15 protein-coding genes and 1 pseudogene are annotated in these 19,626 nt (G+C 67.9%); 9 read left to right on the top strand and 7 right to left on the bottom strand.

Annotated elements, in window-relative coordinates; all coding sequences use genetic code 11:
- Genes ACW4TU_RS12950 through ACW4TU_RS12965 form a run of 4 tightly spaced genes read left to right on the top strand, consistent with a single transcriptional unit; the run spans position 1 to position 3,673 of the window.
- Positions 1-867, top strand: a complete 867-nt coding sequence (locus ACW4TU_RS12950) for a carbohydrate ABC transporter permease (protein ID WP_457427722.1) — start codon at positions 1-3, stop codon at positions 865-867.
- Position 868: 1 nt separating this feature from the next.
- On the top strand, positions 869-1,705 hold the full coding sequence (locus ACW4TU_RS12955; RefSeq protein WP_457427724.1) for a carbohydrate ABC transporter permease: 837 nt from the start codon (positions 869-871) through the stop codon (positions 1,703-1,705).
- Positions 1,706-1,745: 40 nt separating this feature from the next.
- Complete coding sequence (locus ACW4TU_RS12960) at positions 1,746-2,711, top strand: ornithine carbamoyltransferase (RefSeq protein ID WP_457427726.1); 966 nt, start codon at positions 1,746-1,748, stop codon at positions 2,709-2,711.
- Positions 2,687-3,673, top strand: a complete 987-nt coding sequence (locus tag ACW4TU_RS12965; RefSeq protein WP_457427728.1) for a methyltransferase domain-containing protein — start codon at positions 2,687-2,689, stop codon at positions 3,671-3,673. Before ACW4TU_RS12960 ends, ACW4TU_RS12965 begins: the two co-directional genes overlap by 25 nt.
- Before the next feature lie 19 nt (positions 3,674-3,692).
- On the opposite strand, the gene ACW4TU_RS12970 is transcribed toward ACW4TU_RS12965, so the two are convergent.
- The gene (locus ACW4TU_RS12970; protein WP_457427730.1) at positions 3,693-6,263 is read right to left on the bottom strand and encodes a type 1 periplasmic-binding domain-containing protein; all 2,571 of its coding nucleotides are present in this window, start codon (positions 6,261-6,263) and stop codon (positions 3,693-3,695) included.
- Between the two features lie 1,097 nt (positions 6,264-7,360).
- Entirely contained in the window at positions 7,361-7,810 is a 450-nt protein-coding gene (locus tag ACW4TU_RS12975; protein ID WP_457427732.1) for a PPOX class F420-dependent oxidoreductase, read from the bottom strand.
- A gap of 595 nt (positions 7,811-8,405) precedes the next feature.
- Here ACW4TU_RS12975 and ACW4TU_RS12980 point away from each other — a divergent pair.
- Positions 8,406-9,155: a helix-turn-helix domain-containing protein gene (locus ACW4TU_RS12980; protein WP_457427734.1), complete on the top strand. Its 750-nt coding sequence runs from the start codon at positions 8,406-8,408 to the stop codon at positions 9,153-9,155.
- A 37-nt stretch (positions 9,156-9,192) separates the two neighbouring features.
- Here the strand turns inward: ACW4TU_RS12980 and ACW4TU_RS12985 are convergent, their stop codons facing one another.
- Positions 9,193-10,218 (bottom strand): ATP-dependent 6-phosphofructokinase, encoded by a 1,026-nt coding sequence (locus ACW4TU_RS12985; protein WP_457427736.1) that lies wholly within the window; start codon positions 10,216-10,218, stop codon positions 9,193-9,195.
- Between the two features lie 208 nt (positions 10,219-10,426).
- Between ACW4TU_RS12985 and pta the strand changes: the two genes are divergently transcribed.
- The 3 genes from pta (at position 10,427) to pyk (ending at position 15,371) form a co-directional block, all read left to right on the top strand.
- Positions 10,427-12,544, top strand: coding sequence for a phosphate acetyltransferase (pta, locus tag ACW4TU_RS12990; protein ID WP_457427738.1), 2,118 nt, complete (start codon positions 10,427-10,429; stop codon positions 12,542-12,544).
- A complete protein-coding gene (locus ACW4TU_RS12995; RefSeq protein ID WP_457427740.1) occupies positions 12,541-13,764 on the top strand; it encodes an acetate kinase in 1,224 nt (407 codons plus the stop codon). The genes pta and ACW4TU_RS12995 overlap by 4 nt, the downstream gene beginning before the upstream one ends.
- A 176-nt stretch (positions 13,765-13,940) precedes the next feature.
- Complete coding sequence (gene pyk / locus ACW4TU_RS13000) at positions 13,941-15,371, top strand: pyruvate kinase (RefSeq protein WP_457427742.1); 1,431 nt, start codon at positions 13,941-13,943, stop codon at positions 15,369-15,371.
- Positions 15,372-15,456: 85 nt separating this feature from the next.
- On the opposite strand, the gene ACW4TU_RS13005 is transcribed toward pyk, so the two are convergent.
- The gene (locus ACW4TU_RS13005; RefSeq protein ID WP_457427744.1) at positions 15,457-15,648 is read right to left on the bottom strand and encodes a hypothetical protein; all 192 of its coding nucleotides are present in this window, start codon (positions 15,646-15,648) and stop codon (positions 15,457-15,459) included.
- Positions 15,649-15,657: 9 nt separating this feature from the next.
- A complete protein-coding gene (locus tag ACW4TU_RS13010) occupies positions 15,658-16,449 on the bottom strand; it encodes a helix-turn-helix domain-containing protein (RefSeq protein ID WP_457427746.1) in 792 nt (263 codons plus the stop codon).
- Positions 16,450-16,789: 340 nt separating this feature from the next.
- Between ACW4TU_RS13010 and ACW4TU_RS13015 the strand changes: the two genes are divergently transcribed.
- On the top strand, positions 16,790-17,296 hold the full coding sequence (locus ACW4TU_RS13015) for an ATP-binding protein (RefSeq protein WP_457427748.1): 507 nt from the start codon (positions 16,790-16,792) through the stop codon (positions 17,294-17,296).
- A 577-nt stretch (positions 17,297-17,873) separates the two neighbouring features.
- Here the strand turns inward: ACW4TU_RS13015 and ACW4TU_RS13020 are convergent.
- Positions 17,874-18,161: pseudogene (locus ACW4TU_RS13020) on the bottom strand (type I pantothenate kinase); the annotation flags it as partial.
- Between the two features lie 12 nt (positions 18,162-18,173).
- Complete coding sequence (locus ACW4TU_RS13025; RefSeq protein WP_457427750.1) at positions 18,174-19,520, bottom strand: hypothetical protein; 1,347 nt, start codon at positions 19,518-19,520, stop codon at positions 18,174-18,176.
- Positions 19,521-19,626: the final 106 nt, after the last annotated feature.

Below are 19,626 nucleotides of genomic sequence, written 5' to 3' on the forward strand. Positions count from 1 at the left end.
ATGCGCTCATTTCCCCGAACGCTGACGCGGGCGCTTCCGGTCACACCGGCGGTGGTCCTGCTTCTCCTCTTCCTCGCCGGCCCGATCGCGTACTGCGCCTACATCGCCTTCACCGACCTTGAGTTGACGGGCCAGGCCGAGTCGTCGTTCATCGGCTTCGAGAACTTCCGTACGGCGTTCAAGGACGAGGCGTTCCTGAACGCCGTATGGCTGACCCTGGTGTTCACGGTCCTGTCGTCCCTCATTGGCCAGAACACGCTGGGCCTGGCGCTGGCGTCGCTGATGCAGCGCGCGTCGAAGCCGGTGCGGACATTGGTGGGCGGGATCGTGATCACGGCGTGGGTACTGCCGGAGGTGGTGGCGGGGTTCCTGCTGTACGCCTTCTTCCGGAGGGAGGGCACCCTCAACGCCATCCTGGACTGGCTCCATCTCCCGTCCCAGAACTGGCTGTTCACGTTGCCGATCCTGGCGGTGTCGTTCGCGAACGTGTGGCGGGGAACAGCCTTCTCGATGCTGGTGTACTCGGCCGCGCTGAACGAGATCCCGAAGGAGATCACGGAGGCGGCGGAGGTGGACGGCGCGGGCGGCTGGCGCCGCCTGTGGCACATCACGCTCCCGATGATCCGACGGTCGATCGGCACGAACCTGATGCTGAACACGCTGCAGACGCTGTCGGTCTTCGGGCTGATCTGGGTGATGACGAGGGGCGGCCCGGGGAACAGAAGCCAGACGCTGCCTCTCTTCATGTACGAACAGGCCTTCCAGAAAAGCATGATCGGGTACGGCACGGCGGTGGCCCTGCTGTTGCTGGTGGTGGGCTCGCTGTTCTCGGTCCTGTACATGCGCCTGCTGCGTACGGAGGTGTGAGGTGACGACGCTCAACTCCCGCCGCACCAGCCGCCGTCTGGCTGCGGACGCGAGTCTGCTGGCGGTGGCGGCGGCTTTCGTCCTCCCTCTGGCGTGGGTGGTCCTGTCGTCCCTGGACCCGCACGCGGACCTGCGGGTGAAGGCCCCCGACGGCCTGACGCTGGACAACTTCGACGCGGTGCTGACCCCGGACATCACCTTCACTCCGCTTCTCAACAGCCTGATCCTGTGCGGGAGCGCGACCCTGCTGACGGTGGTGTGCGCGGCGCTGGCGGCGTACCCGCTGTCGCGGTTCCGCTCTCGCTTCAACCGCCCGTTCCTGCTGACGATCCTGTTCGCGACCAGCCTGCCGATCACAGCGATCATGGTGCCGGTGTACGCACTGTTCGTTCAGGTGGACCTGATCGACACCATGCAGGGCACGATCCTCTTCTTCGCGGCATCCCAACTCCCGTTCGCCATCTGGCTGATGAAGAACTTCATGGACGGCGTCCCGAAGGAGCTGGAGGAGGCCGCGTGGACGGACGGGGCGTCATCGTTCCAGTCGCTGATCCGGATCGTACTGCCGCTGATGGGGCCGGGCGTGGCGGTGGTGACGGTGTTCTCGTTCGTGGTGATGTGGGGGAACTTCTTCGTGCCGTTCATGCTGCTGCTGACGCCGGATCAGATGCCGGCGAGCGTGAGCATCAATGACTTCTTCGGGAATCGGGGGACGGTTGTTTATGGGCAGTTGGCTGCCTTTTCGGTTGTTTACTCGACGCCGGTGATTCTCTTGTATGTGCTGGTGGCGCGGCGGGTCGGTGGGGGGTTCGCTCTGGGTGGGGCAGTCAAGGGGTGAGGGAAACGGATTCGACTATTCGACGGGGGGGGCAGAACACATGGACAACGACCATCCGCATGCCTGGCCAGGTCCGGTGCCCGAGCAGGGGCTCTTCTCACTGGCTGACCTGGAACCAGCGTTGATCAAGGACCTCTCCACGCGGTCGGTCGAACTGTTCCGCGACCCGAACACCCACGACCGCCCGCTGGAGGGCCAGGCCGCCGGTGTGCTGTTCACCAGGACCTCCACGCGCACCCGTACCGCCTTCACGGTCGGCGCCATCCGTCTGGGCGGCACCGCCGTCCCCTTCGGTCCGCACGATCTCCAACTCAACACCGGGGAAGCGCTGGAGGACACCGGGCGGGTGCTCGGTTCGATGCTCGACGCTCTGGTCGCCCGCACCGCGGGGCCGCTGGACGAACTCAGGGTGCTGTCCCGCCAGGGTCACCTCCCGGTGGTCAACGCCATGGCGGCGCAGGAGAATCCCAGCCAGGGCCTGTGCGACCTCGCGACACTCCGCCTGGTCCTCGGCGATCCCACCGGGGTGAACCTGCTCTACGTGGGCGAGGGCAACAACACGGCGGTGGCCCTAGCCCACGGCCTCGCCGCCGTACCGGACGCACACGTCACCTTTGCCACGCCTGTCGGATACGGCGTGCCGCAACGCGAGCTGAGAGTCGCGACCAGGCACGCCGAGGCGGTCGGGGCGACAGTCGAACAGATTCACGATCTGGCGCTGGCCCCGAAGGACGTGGACGTCGTCTACACGACCCGCTGGCAGACCACCGGCACCCAGAAGTCGGACCCCGCCTGGCGTGAGGCGTTCCGCCCCTTCCACGTGGACGACGCCTTCCTGGGACGCAGGCCGCGTGCGTTGTTCATGCACGATCTGCCCGCCCACCGTGGTGAGGAGGTCAGCGGACAGGTCCTCGACGGCCTGCGGTCACTGGCGTGGACCCAGGCGTCGATGAAACTGGCCAGTGCCATGACGATCCTGGAATGGACCACCGCGCCGCACGGTTGATCACCCCTTCACGGACCGAGGTTGCCATGCTCGACATCTCGCGTGTCGTCGCCTACGAGCACCTGCGGGCGGATGATCTCGTCAAACCCCCGTCCGTACAGGTGTTCTTCGACCCAGCCGATACGGAGACCGGAATCTGGGCCACCCGGGATCTCATCACAGCGGGATGTGGGGTGCTTGACCTCGGCTCGGGCAGTGGCGCCGCAGCAGCGGCAGTGGCTCGGGCCGGTGCACGGGTGCACGGCGTGGACCGAGGCACGGAGACAGTCGCATGGGCGTCCGAGCGCTACGCCTCCCGAGGAACCGACCCAAGGGTCACCTTCGCCCTCGGTGACTTCTCCGTACTGTCCGCCGAGGAGTTGATGGCCACTGCGCCAAAGCCGCTCCCCCGCCCACTGGTCATCACCAGCAACCCACCGTATGTCCCCCTCCCGGCACGGCGAAACGCACCGCGTCCGTCCATCGACGGCGGGACGGACGGGTTGAGACTGCTCCCGGCGGTCATCGGACACTGCCGTTCGCTGCGGAGCGATCTCGCGCTCACCATCGGAAGCTACTCAACTCCGCGCAGGGCCGCGCGGCTGTTGGAGGCAGCCGGGCTGTACATCCACGCCATCACGCTGTGTCCGCTCGCACTGGGTGACTTCACGCTGCGCAACATCGAGCGGGTGCGGGCGCTCGAAGAGCGGGGCGAGGCCGTTCTGTGGCGGCGGAAGCCGCTCGAACCTCCCGCCTACTTCGCGATGGGGCTCGCCTGCCGCTGGGGCCGGGCGGCCGTGCCGCGCGACCGCGGTCGCCAGGTGCGCCCCTGGAGCGGGGAAGACCTCATACGGCTGCTGCGGACCGCCGCCGCGTCACGAACCCCTCGGCTGGAGGCGCTGGACGAACTGCCCCCGGCCGGCCGGCCCGGGCCGGTGAGGGTGCTGGATCTTCCGGCACGGGCCGACCGTCACCACTGGTGAACGCGTCCCCCGTCCGCTGTCAGTCCGCCGCGGCGCCCGCACCCGTGCTCTCCCTACCGCGTCCGCCTGTTCCCGTGGTCGGGCAGCCGTTGGCACTACGGGCCTGCTTCTTCTCGAAGAGAGCGCCGATGAGATAGACGCACTGGGGCTCGGCCTTGAGATCGCGGACATTGTCCAGCCTCAGAATGGCAAGGTTGCGGTCGTCGCCGATGCGCGATCTGCTAAAGGTGATCGCCCCGGTGGCGCCCTTGAATGTCATCTCCCGGAACTGCTGGGCCACCGCTCCTCGGTCCGGCCGGAAAGTGCCCTGCGGCGGGTGCAGTCGGCGTCGCATCTGTTCGATCGCCTCCACGAAGAGCCCGGCCCCGTCATAGGCGAGTCCGGAAAGCTCGGCCGGCCACAACAGAGCCGGTGCCCTGTGCTTGCCCATGGTCTTGGCGAGTCCCTTGTGGAGGTCGCTGTAACCCGCGCAGAAGGTGTTGAGCGGCGATCCCCCACCCACCAGCGGCGCGGGAGTGCCTTCTTTGAGGCAGGGTGGACCGGCCAGGGTCACCAGGCTGCCCATCCCGACGTACGACACCGACAGCCCAGCCAGCTTCGGGTTCCTGCGGTTCTTCGCCTGCGCGATGAACCGTGACACCGAGTCGTCGGCGATGATCCGCGGCAGTTGGTCGCGGTTGTAGCAGGCCACCCCGGTGAGAAAGTCTCCGAAGTCGTCCTCGCGCCCCGCGTAATAGATGATCTCGTCGCTCCGGTCCGCCGGGACGCCGCACAGGGGGGCGCGATCCGTCGGCGAGTACGTCCAGGGCTCGTCCCCGGACGCGACCTTGGCCTTCTTGAGCGTGCTGTGCACCGCTTCGACCAGGGTCTTGACGTAGTTGTCGCCGCTGCTCAGCTCCGGATGGTAGACCGTGACCTTTTTCGCGTGCACGTACAGGGCGTATTTGGTGAGCAGTTCGGCCTGGCGCGGGTTACCGGGAACCAACTGGAAGTACAGGGGAGAGCGGTCCGCGAGGCCGGTCCCGGTGAGCGTCGTGCCGACGGCCGGAATGCCCGCGAGGCCGAGTTGGGTGATCGCCTCCTCCGTTTCGGCAACGGTGCGGTCGAGGCCCAGCACGCCGAGAATGGTCGGATCGGACGCGAAGAGCGGGCGCAGCATCTCGCGCACGACCTGGGGGGCCTTCTTCATCCCGCTCCCGCCGTTGGCGACGATCACCCGGAGCAGCGGCAACGACTTGGATTCCACGTTCTGCTGGCTCTGCCTCAGGTACAGGCCTTCCAGTTCCTCCGCGGAGGCGTCCTCTGTGTCCGGGGCGGCCTCCGAGTGCGTCAGCCCGACGAAGTACACGATGCCGATGTACGAGCGCCTGGCGTCCTCCTCATGCAACTGCTCGGCCCGCCGGTTCTGTTCGAAGATCGCTCTCTGGGCGCCCTGCAACCGCTCATCGGTGCCGAAGACCTGCGAGTCGTTGTCGCTGTAGCCGATGCACTGCGTGTCCTTCGGACCGAACTTGGCCAGTCGCACCGCGACCCCGTCGGTGAACCGGGGGCGGAAGTAGGAGCAGTTGGCCGCCCAGTAGTCCTGCACGTTGTGAAAGGCGGGTACCAGTGCCAGCACCAGGGCGATGACCAGCGGCCCCTCGATCAGGCCACGCCGGGCCAGCTGTGGGACCGGGCGAGAGCGGAAGTCGGCGGCCACGTCCCACGCGGTGCGGTCGTCCCTGGGGAGCGACCGGGTGTGGGCGGGCTCGACGGGATGGGGCAGCCGGACCCGGAAGTACCGGGCGTCCTTGACGAGTTGCTGACGTCTACTCGGCAGAGTGCGCTGCCATTCCGACAACGCGTGGTCCGCTTCGACCGGGTCGACGACCTCGCACTCCATTTCGGCCGCCGCCGGCGGAGCCTCGTCGCTCGCGGCGACGATGAACAGGGGATCGAGCTCGCCGGTTTCGTTACGAACCTCATTGATCAGTTGGAGCAGTTCCCAGCCGCCGTTCTGCTCGCTGACATTGTCGAGCAGAACGGTCAGATACCCGGTGCGGCGCCATCCTGACCGCTTCGGCACAATCCTCCACCGGCGACGCCGGTAAGCGAGCCTTAGATCCTCAAGAAAAGCGTGGACGAGCAGCTTCTTGATCTGCTCCAGGCTTTCGGAGCCACGCCGGTCAAGGGTGAGCCGTTCGGCGAAGCCCAGGAAGTTCACCGAATGCCGGGGGATCATGTAATTCTGCCGCCTGATGAACCACCGCGATTCCCTGCTCAGCCCCGGCACTCGTGCCTCCAGCCAGCGGAAGCCGACACGGCGACCTACCCACAGCAGAAAGCGCAGACCGATCCGTGTCGCCCCGCTGGTCGTCCCGTCGATCGCGCTGGAGAGTTCACTGGAATCCGCGGGCTGCCTCTCCTTGCCGCTCCACTGCCGCAGAAGTCGGATCACGGGCCGGTCGTTGCGCCCCTGCGACGGAGGCAACGGCTGGCCGGTGAGCCAGTCCGCAAGCCGGTAGTAGTCGAACCGGGTCAACTGTCCGGTCCCGAACCGGTCTGCGGCGAGGCTGACGCTCATGACGTCCAGCAACGGAAGGAGAGGCATTTCCTCCCTGAGGGGCGGGACCTCGGAAGGATCTCCCGCCGCCGTCCACCGGTGCCTCGACTGCTCCTGCGCGGTGTCCGCGTCGACAAAGGCGTGCGGCACCCTTGGCTGCGAAGCTCTTTCCAGTCGCGCCGCGAGTGCGGTGAGGAATCCATCCGGACCCGCCTCGCGCTGCAGGCAGAGCAAGGGCAATGGCTGGTCACCACGCCTTTCGTGCTCCAACGGCCGGGAGAGGAAACGTGGTCTCTCGGTCAGTCCCTTGATCAGTGACAAGAGCGTATGGACACCGGCGAAAACTGGTTCTACCGCCACCGTCTATCCTCCCGAGTTGCAGAATCGCGCACCACACACCGGATCAAGTCGATGAAGTTGCCGAGCGCGCGAGGCAGTCGACAAAACATTCGCAAGTGATATCGAATTATCGACCAGCGGCCCGTGTTCGATTTATGTGCGCACCACACTTGCAATCGGGACAATCCTAGGGATGTCCACGCGCCTTCTTTTTGGCCGTTATCCGATTGAGACCCGAGAATTTCCTTCCGCGAAATCAATATCCACAGGAAGCGACGCTTCCACTTCACGGCACGCCCGCTCCACCTGGCCAACATTCGTTATGCACAAGCACATTGGCGGATCACGGAACGTGCAGGAGAAAAGGAGAACGGCCGACGACGAGGGTCGACCCCGAAGCCGGCGGGCGTCACACCGCCTGGAACAGGCGGCCACGGAGCGCTGGGCGACACGACGGACTTCCAGACGTACTTCAAGCCGTCACTGTGCCAGGAGCAGCGCGTTCATGGCTCCTGCGTCGCGGAGTTCGCCAGGGATCCTCCCACGCCTGGTACCGGTGAGCGGCTGCGCGCTACAGCGCGCGGAGCCGCCAACGCCGTATAACGCGGTATCGCCCTCACCGCGCCCGGCCGATCCGAGCACTCCCGAGGGCATCGCCTCGACGGTCGCGTTCCCCGCCTCCGCGATGCCCGCTACATCACCGGGCAGAGCCTGTCCGTCGACGGCGGCCTCTTCGCCCACGCGCCCTACGTCTCGTCTTGACGACATTTTGGGTCGAGAAGGCGACAGCAGGAGCGAGAACCGCCTCACACCTCAGGCAACACCCCAGCCCTGAACGGCTCCACCCCCACAACCCGCCGCACCCGCGTCACCTCGATGAGCAGCATCACGCGCCGCTCCCCCGGCAGCAGCCACGGATACCGGTCCTCGTTGATGTACTTCTTGGTGAGCCGGTCCATGGAACGTTCCGCCTCCTCGCCCTCCACGAACCGCACCACGCGCCCCCGGATCTCCGCACGGTCGTACGGGTTCTCGGGGTCGTGGTGCGAGAGCGAGACGTGGGGATTGCGGCGGAGGTTCTCCTCCTTCACGCGGCCGATGGCCGTGTTGACCATGACGTGGTCGCCCTCGATGTCGACCCACATCGGCGACACCTGCGGCATACCGTCCGCACCGACCGTCGCGAGGTGCCAGAAGTTCGGGGCGAGCAGGCGCTCCCGTATGTGCCCCTCGATCTTCTCCGGCTCACCACTCACAGGACCACCACTTTCCGACGCCACCATGCGCCCTCCAGAACCCGCCAAGCCACCCACCCCGGCAACCCGGCCCCAGTCCGACCGCAACCCGCAGCCTCCGGTCACGGTACGCGCCCCAGCCTCCCAATAAGCCCAACATGCCCAGCTGAACGCGTACTTGACGCTCGCACACCCATCGGACTCAAGGGAGAGACGGCCCCCACGGCAGTTACCGCAAAAGCGACAAGACACCGGCGACCCGCCATCGGACCGCACATTTCACGCCGCCCCTACTCGCCAGTCACCCGCCCCACACCACCCCACCGAACCCCCCACCACACCGCACCCACCTTCGACACTCGCCCACAGCGCCGACACCGCAACCACCGCAAGCCCTCGCCCGCCCACCGACGAACGCCCGCGCATATGCCCCACCACCTTGCCGTTCGCACGATCGGTCACCTGCGAAAGCCGTCCGCGCACTCCTACCCAGCCCCCCACCCCACGAGCCCCGGGCCGGCACTGGACCGACTGGAATCGCCCCCAACCCGTAGCTTCCTACAATCCGTGATTGTGGCCGAACAGAACGTAGTCACCGCCGCCCCGCACCCCTAGCTTGTGGCGCGTGCGCCGACCCCCAGTTCCGCCTCCACCGCCCACGCCGCCGACCCCGCCCTTCGACGCCCACGCCGCCCGCAGACTCCGTACGGCCCTCGGAATGGGCCCCGAACACGTCGCGTACGGAATGCGGGTCTCGTTCGGGCTGCCGTACATCACGCCCGACCACGTGATCGCCTGGGAGCGCAACATCATGGCCCCGGGCACCAGTGAACTCACCGCTCTCGCCGGGGTGTTGTGGTGTGCCCCCGGCGAACTCATCGGCCGTCCCCAGACCTTGCGCGAGCACCGTGCCGCGCGCGGGCTGACCGCCGAGGACGTCGCTCGTGCCGTCGGGCTCGAACTCCTCGTCTACGTACGGATGGAGGAGAGCGGCGAGTGGCGCGGCACCGAGCGGCAGTCCGCGATTCTCGCCGAGGTGCTCGAACTCTCGCTCGCCGGCTTCATGACCCTGACCGGCCTCGACGGCAAGCTCGCCGGCCTGCTGCGCAGCGCGGTAACGACGCGCTGGCAGGCGTACGTCCGGCCCGTCAACAAGATGGTGCCGCTGAACCGGCGCCTCCTGGAGAGCACCCTCCAGGAGCTCCACCGCTACTACCAGGGGCAGTTGGCCGCCACCCTGACCTGGTCGGACGGCTCCGCGGCGACCGAGGCGAGTCACATCGGACGCGACTTCCTCGACCGGATCGTGGAGCACTTCTGGGCGAGGGTCGACTCCAACATCCCCAACAGCCCGAACACCCGCTGACCGACCTGACCTCCTGGACAGCCCTGGCCGCCCCGACCTAGAACACCGACTCCGCCTCGTCCATCCGGTCCTTCGGGACCGTCTTCAGCTCGGTGACCGCCTCCGCCAGCGGAACCATCACCACGTCCGTCCCGCGCAGCGCTGTCATCCGCCCGAACTGGCCCTGGTGCGCGGCCTCCACCGCGTGCCAGCCGAACCGGGTCGCGAGGACGCGGTCGTACGCGGTGGGCGTGCCGCCGCGCTGGATGTGGCCGAGGATGACCGGCTTGGCCTCCTTGCCGAGCCGTCGTTCCAGCTCGTACGCCAGTGCCGTACCGATGCCCTGGAAGCGCTCGTGGCCGAACTGGTCGATCGCGCCGTGGCCGTAGTCCATGCTGCCCTCGGCGGGGTGGGCGCCCTCGGCGACGCAGATGACGGCGAACTTCTTGCCGCGCGAGAACCGTTCCTCGATCATTTTCACGAGGTGAGCGGGGTCGAAGGGGCGCTCGGGGAGGCAGATGCCGTGCGCGCCGGCGGCCATGCCGGACTCCAGGGCGATCCAGCCGGCGTGCCGGCCCATGACCTCGACGACCATCACGCGCTGATGCGACTCGGCGGTGGTCTTCAGGCGGTCCATCGCCTCTGTCGCGACACCCACCGCCGTATCGAAGCCGAATGTGCGGTCCGTCGACGAGATGTCGTTGTCGATCGTCTTCGGGACACCGACCACCGGCAGGCGCGCATCGCTCAGCATCCGGGCCGCCGTCAGCGTGCCCTCGCCGCCGATCGGGATCAGTACGTCGATACCGAACTCGCGGGCCATGTCCTGCGCGTTCTCGCAGGCCTCGCGCAGCCGGTCGCGCTGGAGCCGGGAGGAGCCGAGGATGGTGCCGCCGCGGGCGAGGATGCCGCTGACGTCGTCGAGGTCGAGGCTGCGGTAGCGGCCGTCGAGGAGCCCTGCGTAACCGTCCTCGAAGCCGATGACCTCGTCGTCGTACTGGGTGACCGCTCGGTGCACAACCGACCGGATCACTGCGTTCAGGCCCGGACAGTCGCCGCCTGCGGTGAGAACTCCGATGCGCATCGTGCTCTGTCTCCTGCTCGCTGTGATCGGTCTGACTCGGTCTGATCGCTCTGGTTGCCTGTGATGCCGGTGAGCCATTCCAATTGTTTCACGCCCTGGCCGGACCCTCGATCCTGGCGGGCGCCTTAGCCAGCGCCGCGGGTACTGTCAAGAGGGTTCCGCTCACCGCGGTGAGCCATATTCGCGAGCGAGGAAACGGAGAGCACGCGTGACGACCCGCAGCGTGTACGTGACCGGGATCGACCGGGGCGACGGCCGCCAGGTCGTCGAGCTGGGGGTCATGGAACTCCTGACCCGGCAGGTCGACCGCGTGGGCGTCTTCCGCCCCCTGGTGCACGACAACCCGGACCGTCTCTTCGAGCTGCTGCGCGCCCGCTACCGCCTCTCCCAGGACCCGGCGACCGTGTACGGCATGGACTACCCGGAGGCGTCCGCGCTCCAGGCCGAGCAGGGCACCGACGAACTCGTCTCCACCCTCGTCGACCGCTTCCTGCGCGTCGCCCGCGAGTACGACGTCGTCCTCGTCCTCGGCACCGACTTCGCCGACACCCAGTTCCCGGACGAGCTGGCCCTCAACGCCCGCCTCGCGAACGAGTTCGGCGCGTCCGTCGTCGCGGTCGTGGGCGGACGCGACCAGACCGCCGAGTCGGTGCTCGCCGAGACACGCAACGCGTACCGCGCGTACGAGGCGCTGGGCTGCGACGTCCTCGCCATGGTCGCCAACCGTGTCGCCCGCGAGGACCGCGCCGCGATAGCCACGGGCCTCGACTCCCGTCTCCCCGTGCCCTGTTACGTCCTCCCCGACGAGCCCGCCCTCTCCGCGCCGACGGTCGCCCAGATCACCCAGGCGCTCGGCGGCACAGTGCTCCTCGGCGACGACTCGGGTCTCGCCCGTGACGCGCTCGGCTTCGTCTTCGGCGGCGCGATGCTGCCCAACTTCCTGACCGCGCTGACCCCCGGCTGCCTGGTCGTCACCCCAGGTGACCGCGCCGACCTGGTCGTCGGGGCCCTGGCCGCACACAGCGCCGGTACGCCGCCCATCGCGGGCGTCCTGCTGACGCTGAACGAGCGCCCGAGCGACGAGGTCCTCACCCTCGCCGCCCGTCTCGCCCCCGGCACCCCGGTCGTCTCGGTCGCCGGCACGAGTTTCCCGATCGCCGCCCAACTCTTCTCCCTGGAGGGGAAGTTGAACGCGGCCACTCCGCGCAAGGCGGAGACGGCGCTGGGCCTCTTCGAACGCCACGTGGATACGACCGAACTCCTCAAGCGCGTCTCCGCACCCAGCAGCGACCGTGTCACGCCCATGATGTTCGAGCACAAGCTCCTCGAACGCGCCCGCGCCGACAAGCGCCGGGTCGTCCTCCCCGAGGGCACCGAGGAACGCGTTCTGCACGCCGCCGAGGTGCTGCTGCGCCGGGGCGTGTGCGACCTGACGCTGCTCGGCCCGGTCGACGCCATCCGCAAGAAGGCCGCCGACCTGGGCATCGACCTCGGCGGCACCCAGCTGATCGACCCGCAGACCTCCGAGCTGCGGGACACGTTCGCCGAGAAGTACGCCGGGTTCCGCGCCCACAAGGGCGTCACGGTGGAACTCGCCTACGACGTCGTCTCCGACGTCAACTACTTCGGCACCCTGATGGTCCAGGAGGGCCTGGCCGACGGCATGGTGTCGGGATCGGTGCACTCCACGGCCGCGACGATCCGGCCCGCCTTCGAGATCATCAAGACCAAGCCGGACGCGGCCATCGTGTCCTCGGTGTTCTTCATGTGTCTGGCCGACAAGGTCCTCGTCTACGGCGACTGCGCGGTCAACCCCGACCCGAACGCCGAGCAGTTGGCCGACATCGCCATCCAGTCGGCGGCCACCGCCGAGCAGTTCGGCGTGGCGCCGAGGATCGCGATGCTGTCGTACTCGACTGGCACTTCGGGATCGGGTGCCGACGTCGACAAGGTGCGGGAGGCCACGGAACTGGTGCGCTCGCGGCGCCCGGACCTCCGTGTCGAAGGCCCGATCCAGTACGACGCGGCCGTGGAACCGACCGTGGCCGCCACCAAGCTGCCCGGTTCCGAAGTCGCGGGCCAGGCAAGCGTGTTGATCTTCCCGGACCTCAACACCGGCAACAACACCTACAAGGCTGTGCAGCGTTCGGCCGGCGCGATCGCCGTCGGCCCGGTCCTCCAGGGCCTGCGCAAGCCGGTCAACGACCTGTCCAGGGGCGCCCTGGTCCCGGACATCGTCACCACGGTCGCGATCACGGCGATCCAGGCCCAGACCACCGATTCCGTCCCCAGCCAGGTCCCCACTCAGAAGGCATCCCACCAGTGACCGCGACCCGCGTCCTCGTCCTCAACTCCGGCTCGTCCTCGCTGAAGTACCAGCTGCTCGACATGCGCGACAGCAGCCGGCTCGCCGTGGGCCTGGTGGAACGCATCGGCGAGGAGACGTCCCGTCTGAAGCACACCCCGCTGGCGACCGGCGGCGCGTCGCGCGAGCGCACGGGCCCGATCGCCGACCACGAGGCGGCCCTGAAGGCGGTGGCGGAGGAACTGGCGAAGGACGAACTGGGCCTGGACTCACCTCAATTGGCGGCCATCGGCCACCGGGTGGTGCACGGCGGCCTGACCTTCACCGAGCCGACGGTCATCGACGACTCGGTCCTGGCGGAGATCGAGCGCCTGATCCCGGTGGCCCCGCTGCACAACCCGGCCAACCTCACCGGCATCCGTACGGCCCAGACCCTGCGCCCCGACCTCCCCCAGGTGGCGGTCTTCGACACGGCCTTCCACACCACGATGCCGGAGTCGGCGGCCCGCTACGCGATCGACGTGAAGACGGCCGACGAGCACCGCATCAGGCGGTACGGGTTCCACGGCACGTCCCACGCGTACGTGTCGAGGGAGACGGCGCGGCTCCTGGGCCGGGCACCCGAGGACGTGAACGTGATCGTGCTGCACCTGGGCAACGGGGCGTCCGCGTCGGCCGTACGGGGTGGCAGGTGCGTGGACACCTCCATGGGGCTGACGCCACTGGAGGGGTTGGTGATGGGAACCCGGTCCGGTGACCTGGACCCGGCCGTCATCTTCCATTTGACGCGTGTTGGCGGAATGTCCACGGACGAGATCGACACTCTTCTCAACAAGAAGAGCGGCCTGCTCGGTCTGTGCGGAGACAACGACATGCGGGAAATCCGCCGCCGTATCGACGAGGGCGGCACGGACGCCCCGGCGGCCCGGCTGGCCTTCGACATCTACATCCACCGCCTGAAGAAGTACATCGGCGCCTATTACGCGGTACTCGGCCGGGTGGACGCCATCGCGTTCACGGCCGGAGTGGGCGAGAACGCGGCGCCGGTGCGCGAGGCGGCGGTGGCGGGCCTGGAGGGCCTCGGCGTGGCCGTGGACGGCGCCCTGAACGCCGTACGGAGCCAGGAGGCCCGGCTGATCTCGCCCGCGGGCTCCCCGGTCGCGGTGGCGGTCGTCCCGACGGACGAGGAGCTGGAGATCGCGACACAGACGTACGCGCTGGTGGGATCGGCGAGCGCGTGAGAACGGACAACTGAAGACACTTAACGGATATTGGACGAACATTGGGAAACATCTGGCAGACATTGCCGGAAGAGCCTCACCTGAGCGCTATCCCGCCCCTTTGTGTTCAGTCCGTGCTTCTACGTCGTCCACCAGGCGGAATATTCCGAAGCGAAACAAACCGATAGGATCGCCCCATGCGCCGTTCGAAAATCGTTTGTACTCTCGGCCCCGCGGTCGACTCCCAAGAAATGCTCGTCTCGCTGATCGAGGCCGGCATGAACGTGGCCCGTTTCAACTTCAGCCACGGCACGCACGCCGAGCACCAGGGCCGGTACGACCGGGTCAGGGCCGCCGCCAAGGAGACCGGCCGGGCCATCGGTGTCCTCGCCGACCTGCAGGGCCCCAAGATCCGCCTGGAGACCTTCGCGGAGGGCCCCGTCGAGCTGGTGCGGGGCGACGAGTTCGTGATCACCACCGAGGACGTCCCCGGTGACAAGACCATCTGCGGTACGACGTACAAGGGCCTCCCGGGTGATGTGTCGCGCGGCGACCAGATCCTGATCAACGACGGCAACGTCGAGCTGAAGGTCGTGGACGTCGAGGGTCCGCGGGTGAAGTCGATCGTCATCGAGGGCGGCGTCATCTCGGACCACAAGGGCATCAACCTGCCCGGCGCGGCCGTGAACGTCCCGGCCCTCTCCGAGAAGGACATCGACGACCTGCGCTTCGCCCTGCGCATGGGCTGCGACCTGGTCGCCCTGTCGTTCGTCCGCGACGCCGGTGACGTGAACGACGTCCACAAGATCATGGACGAGGAGGGTCGCCGCGTCCCGGTCATCGCCAAGGTGGAGAAGCCGCAGGCGGTGGACAACATGGAGGCCGTCGTCGCGGCCTTCGACGGTGTGATGGTGGCCCGTGGCGACCTCGCCGTCGAGTACCCCCTCGAAAAGGTCCCGATGGTGCAGAAGCGCCTGGTGGAGCTGTGCCGGCGCAACGCCAAGCCGGTGATCGTCGCGACCCAGATGATGGAGTCGATGATCACCAACTCGCGCCCGACGCGCGCCGAGGCGTCCGACGTGGCGAACGCGATCCTGGACGGCGCGGACGCGGTCATGCTGTCCGCGGAGTCGTCGGTCGGCGCGTATCCGCTGGAGACGGTCCGCACGATGTCGAAGATCGTGGCGGCGGCGGAGGAGGAGCTCCTCTCCAAGGGCCTCCAGCCCCTCGTCCCCGGCAAGAAGCCGAAGACCCAGGGCGGCTCGGTCGCCCGCGCGGCCTGCGAGATCGCCGACTTCCTCGGCGGCACGGGCCTGGTGGCCTTCACCAAGTCCGGCGACACGGCCCGCCGCCTCTCCCGCTACCGCGCGGCCCAGCCGATCGTCGCCTTCACCACCGACGAGGGCACCCGCAACCAGCTCGCCCTGAGCTGGGGCGTCGACTCGTACGTCGTCCCGTTCGTCAACAGCACGGACGAGATGGTCTCCCTGGTCGACCAGGAGATGCTGAAGCTGGGCCGCTTCAACATCGGCGAGGTCGTCGTCATGACAGCCGGCTCCCCGCCCGGCGTCCCGGGCACGACGAACATGGTCCGGGTGCATCACTTGGGCGAGGGCGAACACGCCTGACGTGACGCCGCTGTACGGCCGCGAGGGCGCCTCCTGTTGTACGTGACAGGGGGCGCCCTCCGCCGTACGGGGTGCGCCGGGCGCGCTAGAGAAGGTGATCCGCTTTGCCGGCTTTGATGTCCTGGATGAGGGTGCGGAGGGCTTCTCGGGTGTCGGTGAGGTAGGTGTCTTCCTGACCGGCGATGGCGATGTAGGCGTTGCCGGTGGGGTCGGTGCCTATGCGGAAGCAGTTGGCGCCTTCGGCGCAGTACGGCTCTTCCCAGGTGATGTCAGGCATGGAAACTCCTCAGAGTTGGCGGGCGATGCCGTGGATGAAGTCGCGGGACGCGTCGGCCGAGAGCGATGCGGCTTCCATCCAGTCCAATTGGGCGCGGTACTTGTCGAGTTGAGAAACCCCGTGGGTGAACTCGGGACCGTGAGCCGAGTCCAGCTCCACGGTGTCGAGTTGGGGGACGGGACCTTCGGCGTAGATCACCGCTTGCCCCGCACCGGGAAACGCCCCCGCCTTGAAGGGGATCACGCGCACGCCGACATTGTTGTGCTCGGACACATCGCACAGGCGCTCCAACTGGCCGCGCATCACCTTGGCTCCGCCGTACTCGACGCGCAGTGCGGCCTCGTGCACGTATCCGACGTAGGTGATCGGCTCATCCCTGTACAGCACCTGCTGCCGTTGCAGGCGAAGGGCCACGCGCAGCTCGACCTCTGCTGGTGAAAGGGGTGGCAGGGCGGCACCGAACAGAGTGCGGGCGTAGCCGTCGGTCTGAAGCAGGCCCGGCAGGATCAGCGACAGACCGACCCGCACACTCCTGCAGTGCCATTCCAGTTCCGCGATGTCGAGGAGCCCTGCGGGGATTTGCCCCCGGTACACCTCCCACCAGCCGCGCGTACGCGTCCCGACCATGTCGACCAGAGCGTCGATGTACGCCTTGTCGTGGCAGGCGTAGTTGCAGGCCAGGGTCCGCAGTCGGTCTGCGCTGATGGCCCGGACCCCGGACTCGATGTTGGACACCTTCGTCCGGTCCAGCCCGAGCAACCCGGCGGCGTATTCCGTGGTCACGTCTGCTGCGAGACGCATCTTGCGCAGTTCGGCGCCCAAGCGCTTCTGGCGTTCCGTAGGTGTTGACCTCGGCGGCATGTGTCATTTCCTCCTGCGGGTGCGGCGCAAGTCTGCCCTCTGGATGCCGTGTTGGTCCACCAGGCTAGTGGTAATTCCGGAGACTAGGTGGCAAAGAGCCACTCGATACGTCTACAGTCAGTGATGCACCGCTTACGCCCAGCACTGAACGGAAGCGCATCGCGCGAGCCTGCCCGGGTTCTCATTCCCTGGGAGGGGCGGGCTCGCGTCAGGGAGACAGGCCACTGGTCGGGGTTGCAGGCGTGCACATCAAGTCCGTTGTCCAGCAAGGGAGTCAGCCATGTCCGCATCGGTCACCGTCTCGGCCTGCCCCATCTCCACCGACCTGTCGGAGACACCACCGCCGTCCCCGGACACCCTCGCCTACAGCTTCACCGTGCCCGCCGGAGCGGCGAGTTCGCGGGTGGTACGGGCCACGACACGGGTCGTCCTGCGGGCGCACGGACTGGCCGGCATGACGGACGCCGCCGTGCAGGTCGTCGCCGAACTGACCGCCTGCGCCTGCCGGTTCGCGGCCAACGACTCCGTGTACGTGTCCCTGCGCTTCCGGGACGGCGAGCTACAAGTGATCCTCTACGACGGCCACCAACTGCACGACCACCCCCGACTGGCCGCCGCTTGCGACGAGCGGAGGGGAGATGCGCTCCGGGTGCTCGGGTGCGTGGTGGAGGCGTGCGGCGGGGAGTGGGGGTTCGGGGAGGCCCGGGAACCCGGGGGCGGGACGCGGATGTGGGCTGTGTTGCCCTGGCACGGGGCTCGCGAGTTCGCGGGGGCGGGGAGCGCGTGACGTGGGGGCGTCGCGGTCATTGGCGCTGCCTGCAACTACGCCGACCTCACCGAAACACCTCGGGCCCACACCTGCCGCTCCGCAGCACTTCGCCCCGCCGAGCGTCAGCTCGACAAGGCAATGCAGCCGCGCCAGTCGGCGGGGATGGGGCTGCCCCGGCAGGACGCGACCGTGCACCAGGGGCGGTTCGGGGTCGCCGCACCGGGGCCTGGCCGAACATGCCTTGTCAGAGGCCGCCGGAGGCGCGATGACGTTGGCGGCTCGGGCCGAGAAATCCACTTCCGTGAACAGCGCGCTCACGATGCACACCACGCACTGATGACTTGGGTGGTCCGATAAATACCGGGAGCGGCAGGACGGCATCGGGAGGCCCCTCCTCGAAGGGGCCTCCCGACCAGTCTCAGTACGTTCCGCGCAGGGGGCCGAACCATGATGGATCGTCCATCTCGCCTTCGTCCTCACACCACTGCGGAGGCGCTGAAACGACGAAGCTTTTCAGGTCACCGCCCAGCAGGAACAGACGCCTGGGCTCGACTTCCACGCCGTATTCAAGGCTCACCCTCTGGCATTCCTCGTCTTCCGCCCGACGGACCGTGAGCTTCTCGCCAGAGACGATGTCGTAGATGAGGTGGGAGTGGACGGGGGCGGTGACCTCGTCCTTGCCCGCCTTGATGTCAGCGACGAAGCGGGTCAGGGCCCGGCGGTCGTACGACTCGGGGAAACCCTTCCGGGACATCAGGCCACGGGCCGTCAGTTCCTCGGTGGGGAGCAGGAAGCTGTCGGTGGTCATCCGTTCGGCACGCGGATGTTCGGGTCAGCGGGAGGGCGGGGCCTGGAGGGGACGGGCGACCGTCGACTTGGCCACCCCGTCCGGTGGTCAGCTTTGCCTTACGAGTTGCTCCAGTTTCCCGGTGACGTGGTCCTCGCCGTAGCCGAACCGGCTGCCGAGCGCCTGGTAATGGCTGTACTGCTCCTGGGTGAGAGACGGGGACACCACGTCGAGCAACCGTAGCAAGAGCCGGAATCCGAGGTCGGCATCCACGTCGGTGACGACCTCCTCGACGGCAGCCAACGCGGTCGCGCCGGGAATCGGCTCCCAGTGCGGGCTGATGACGGCGTCCTTCAGGAGCGGTGCAGCCTCCCGGACCGCTCGTAGCACGGCGCTCCGGAGGTCGGTATGAAAGTCGCTCCGGTCAGGTGGTCCGGCATGGCGGTACTGGGGGGCGATCCCCCTCAGACACTCTTCGCACACGTCTTCGATCAGCCGGAGCCAGGCCTTCGCGTCGGTACCGAGGTGGTCGATGTTGTAGCCCCGGCCCGTGGCGGACAGCCACAGCACCTTGATCGTCTCGGTGCGCAGTGAGGAGTCGAGCAGGCGGCCTGCGTCCGCGAGCAACAGTGCCGCCGCCGAGCCCGGGGTCTGCGCACTGTCATCGGCGGCCGCGGCCTGCCGGACACGCTCGCGTGCGGTGTTCTCCTGCCAGCCCCCTTCGAACCACGACGTGAGCGCTGAAAGACCGAAGTCGCCCGAGGCGTCGCGGCGCGCCGTGTCGATGGGAGGCCACAGCACGTTCAGGCCGTCGTACACCAGCGGCCCGGGAAGGCCGAGGGCGGTGTCCAAGGCCATGAGACGGTCGTACTGCTCCTTGTTGACCGGTACGTCGTACTCCTTCAACACGCGCAGGAAGAGCCGGAGTCCGAGGTCGCCATCACCTTGCCGGGCGACCGCCTCCAACGACTCGGCGACGGCGCCGGACGGCAGTGCGACGTGGTCGCTCTCGGCAACGCCTTGGTCGACCGGGCCCGCCGATGCGCGGATCTCCGCGACGACGGCCGTGCGTAGTTCCTCCTCCTCGATGCCCGGCCGGGCATCCCACTGTCCGTGGGATTGCCTGCGCTCGAGTTCCGGCCAGCGCTCGGCCATCCGGCGCAGCCAGCCTCGGACGCCCGACTCGCACGCCGCCGGATCGAAGCGCCCGCGCGTGGCAGCGAGCCACGCTGTGCGGATGATGTCGTCCGGCAACGGTGCGTCCAGGAGGCAGCGCACGTCGACGCCCAGTTCGACCGCGCCCTCGCCCTCGGCGGCAGCGGCGACTTCGGACGCGAGGCGCAGTGCCCGCGTCTCGTCGGGGTATCCGGTCATCACGGACAGCTTTTCGGCGAGTGCGCTGAGGCCGAAGTCGCCCTCGTAGAGAATGCCGTACTGCTCACGCTGTCTCGCCATGGTGCATTGGCCTGCCTTCGAGAGACGTCGGCGGGTGGGTCCGTCCCGTTGCAGGGACGGACCCACCCGCGGTGGATGTCAACCGTTCACGCTGTGTGTCTTGGTG

The sequence above is a fragment of the Streptomyces kryoterrae genome, assembly GCF_054072135.1.

Excerpts from the sequence above, each read along its gene's own strand:
- ACW4TU_RS12950 (WP_457427722.1), top strand. The coding sequence starts at position 1 with ATGCGCTCATTTCCCCGAACGCTGACGCGGGCGCTTCCGGTCACACCG.
- ACW4TU_RS12960 (WP_457427726.1), top strand. The coding sequence starts at position 1,746 with ATGGACAACGACCATCCGCATGCCTGGCCAGGTCCGGTGCCCGAGCAG.
- ACW4TU_RS12965 (WP_457427728.1), top strand. The coding sequence starts at position 2,687 with ATGGACCACCGCGCCGCACGGTTGATCACCCCTTCACGGACCGAGGTT.
- ACW4TU_RS12970 (WP_457427730.1), bottom strand. The coding sequence starts at position 6,263 with ATGCCTCTCCTTCCGTTGCTGGACGTCATGAGCGTCAGCCTCGCCGCA.
- ACW4TU_RS12985 (WP_457427736.1), bottom strand. The coding sequence starts at position 10,218 with ATGCGCATCGGAGTTCTCACCGCAGGCGGCGACTGTCCGGGCCTGAAC.
- pyk (WP_457427742.1), top strand. The coding sequence starts at position 13,941 with ATGCGCCGTTCGAAAATCGTTTGTACTCTCGGCCCCGCGGTCGACTCC.
- ACW4TU_RS13005 (WP_457427744.1), bottom strand. The coding sequence starts at position 15,648 with ATGCCTGACATCACCTGGGAAGAGCCGTACTGCGCCGAAGGCGCCAAC.
- ACW4TU_RS13010 (WP_457427746.1), bottom strand. The coding sequence starts at position 16,449 with ATGCGTCTCGCAGCAGACGTGACCACGGAATACGCCGCCGGGTTGCTC.
- ACW4TU_RS13015 (WP_457427748.1), top strand. The coding sequence starts at position 16,790 with ATGTCCGCATCGGTCACCGTCTCGGCCTGCCCCATCTCCACCGACCTG.
- ACW4TU_RS13025 (WP_457427750.1), bottom strand. The coding sequence starts at position 19,520 with ATGGCGAGACAGCGTGAGCAGTACGGCATTCTCTACGAGGGCGACTTC.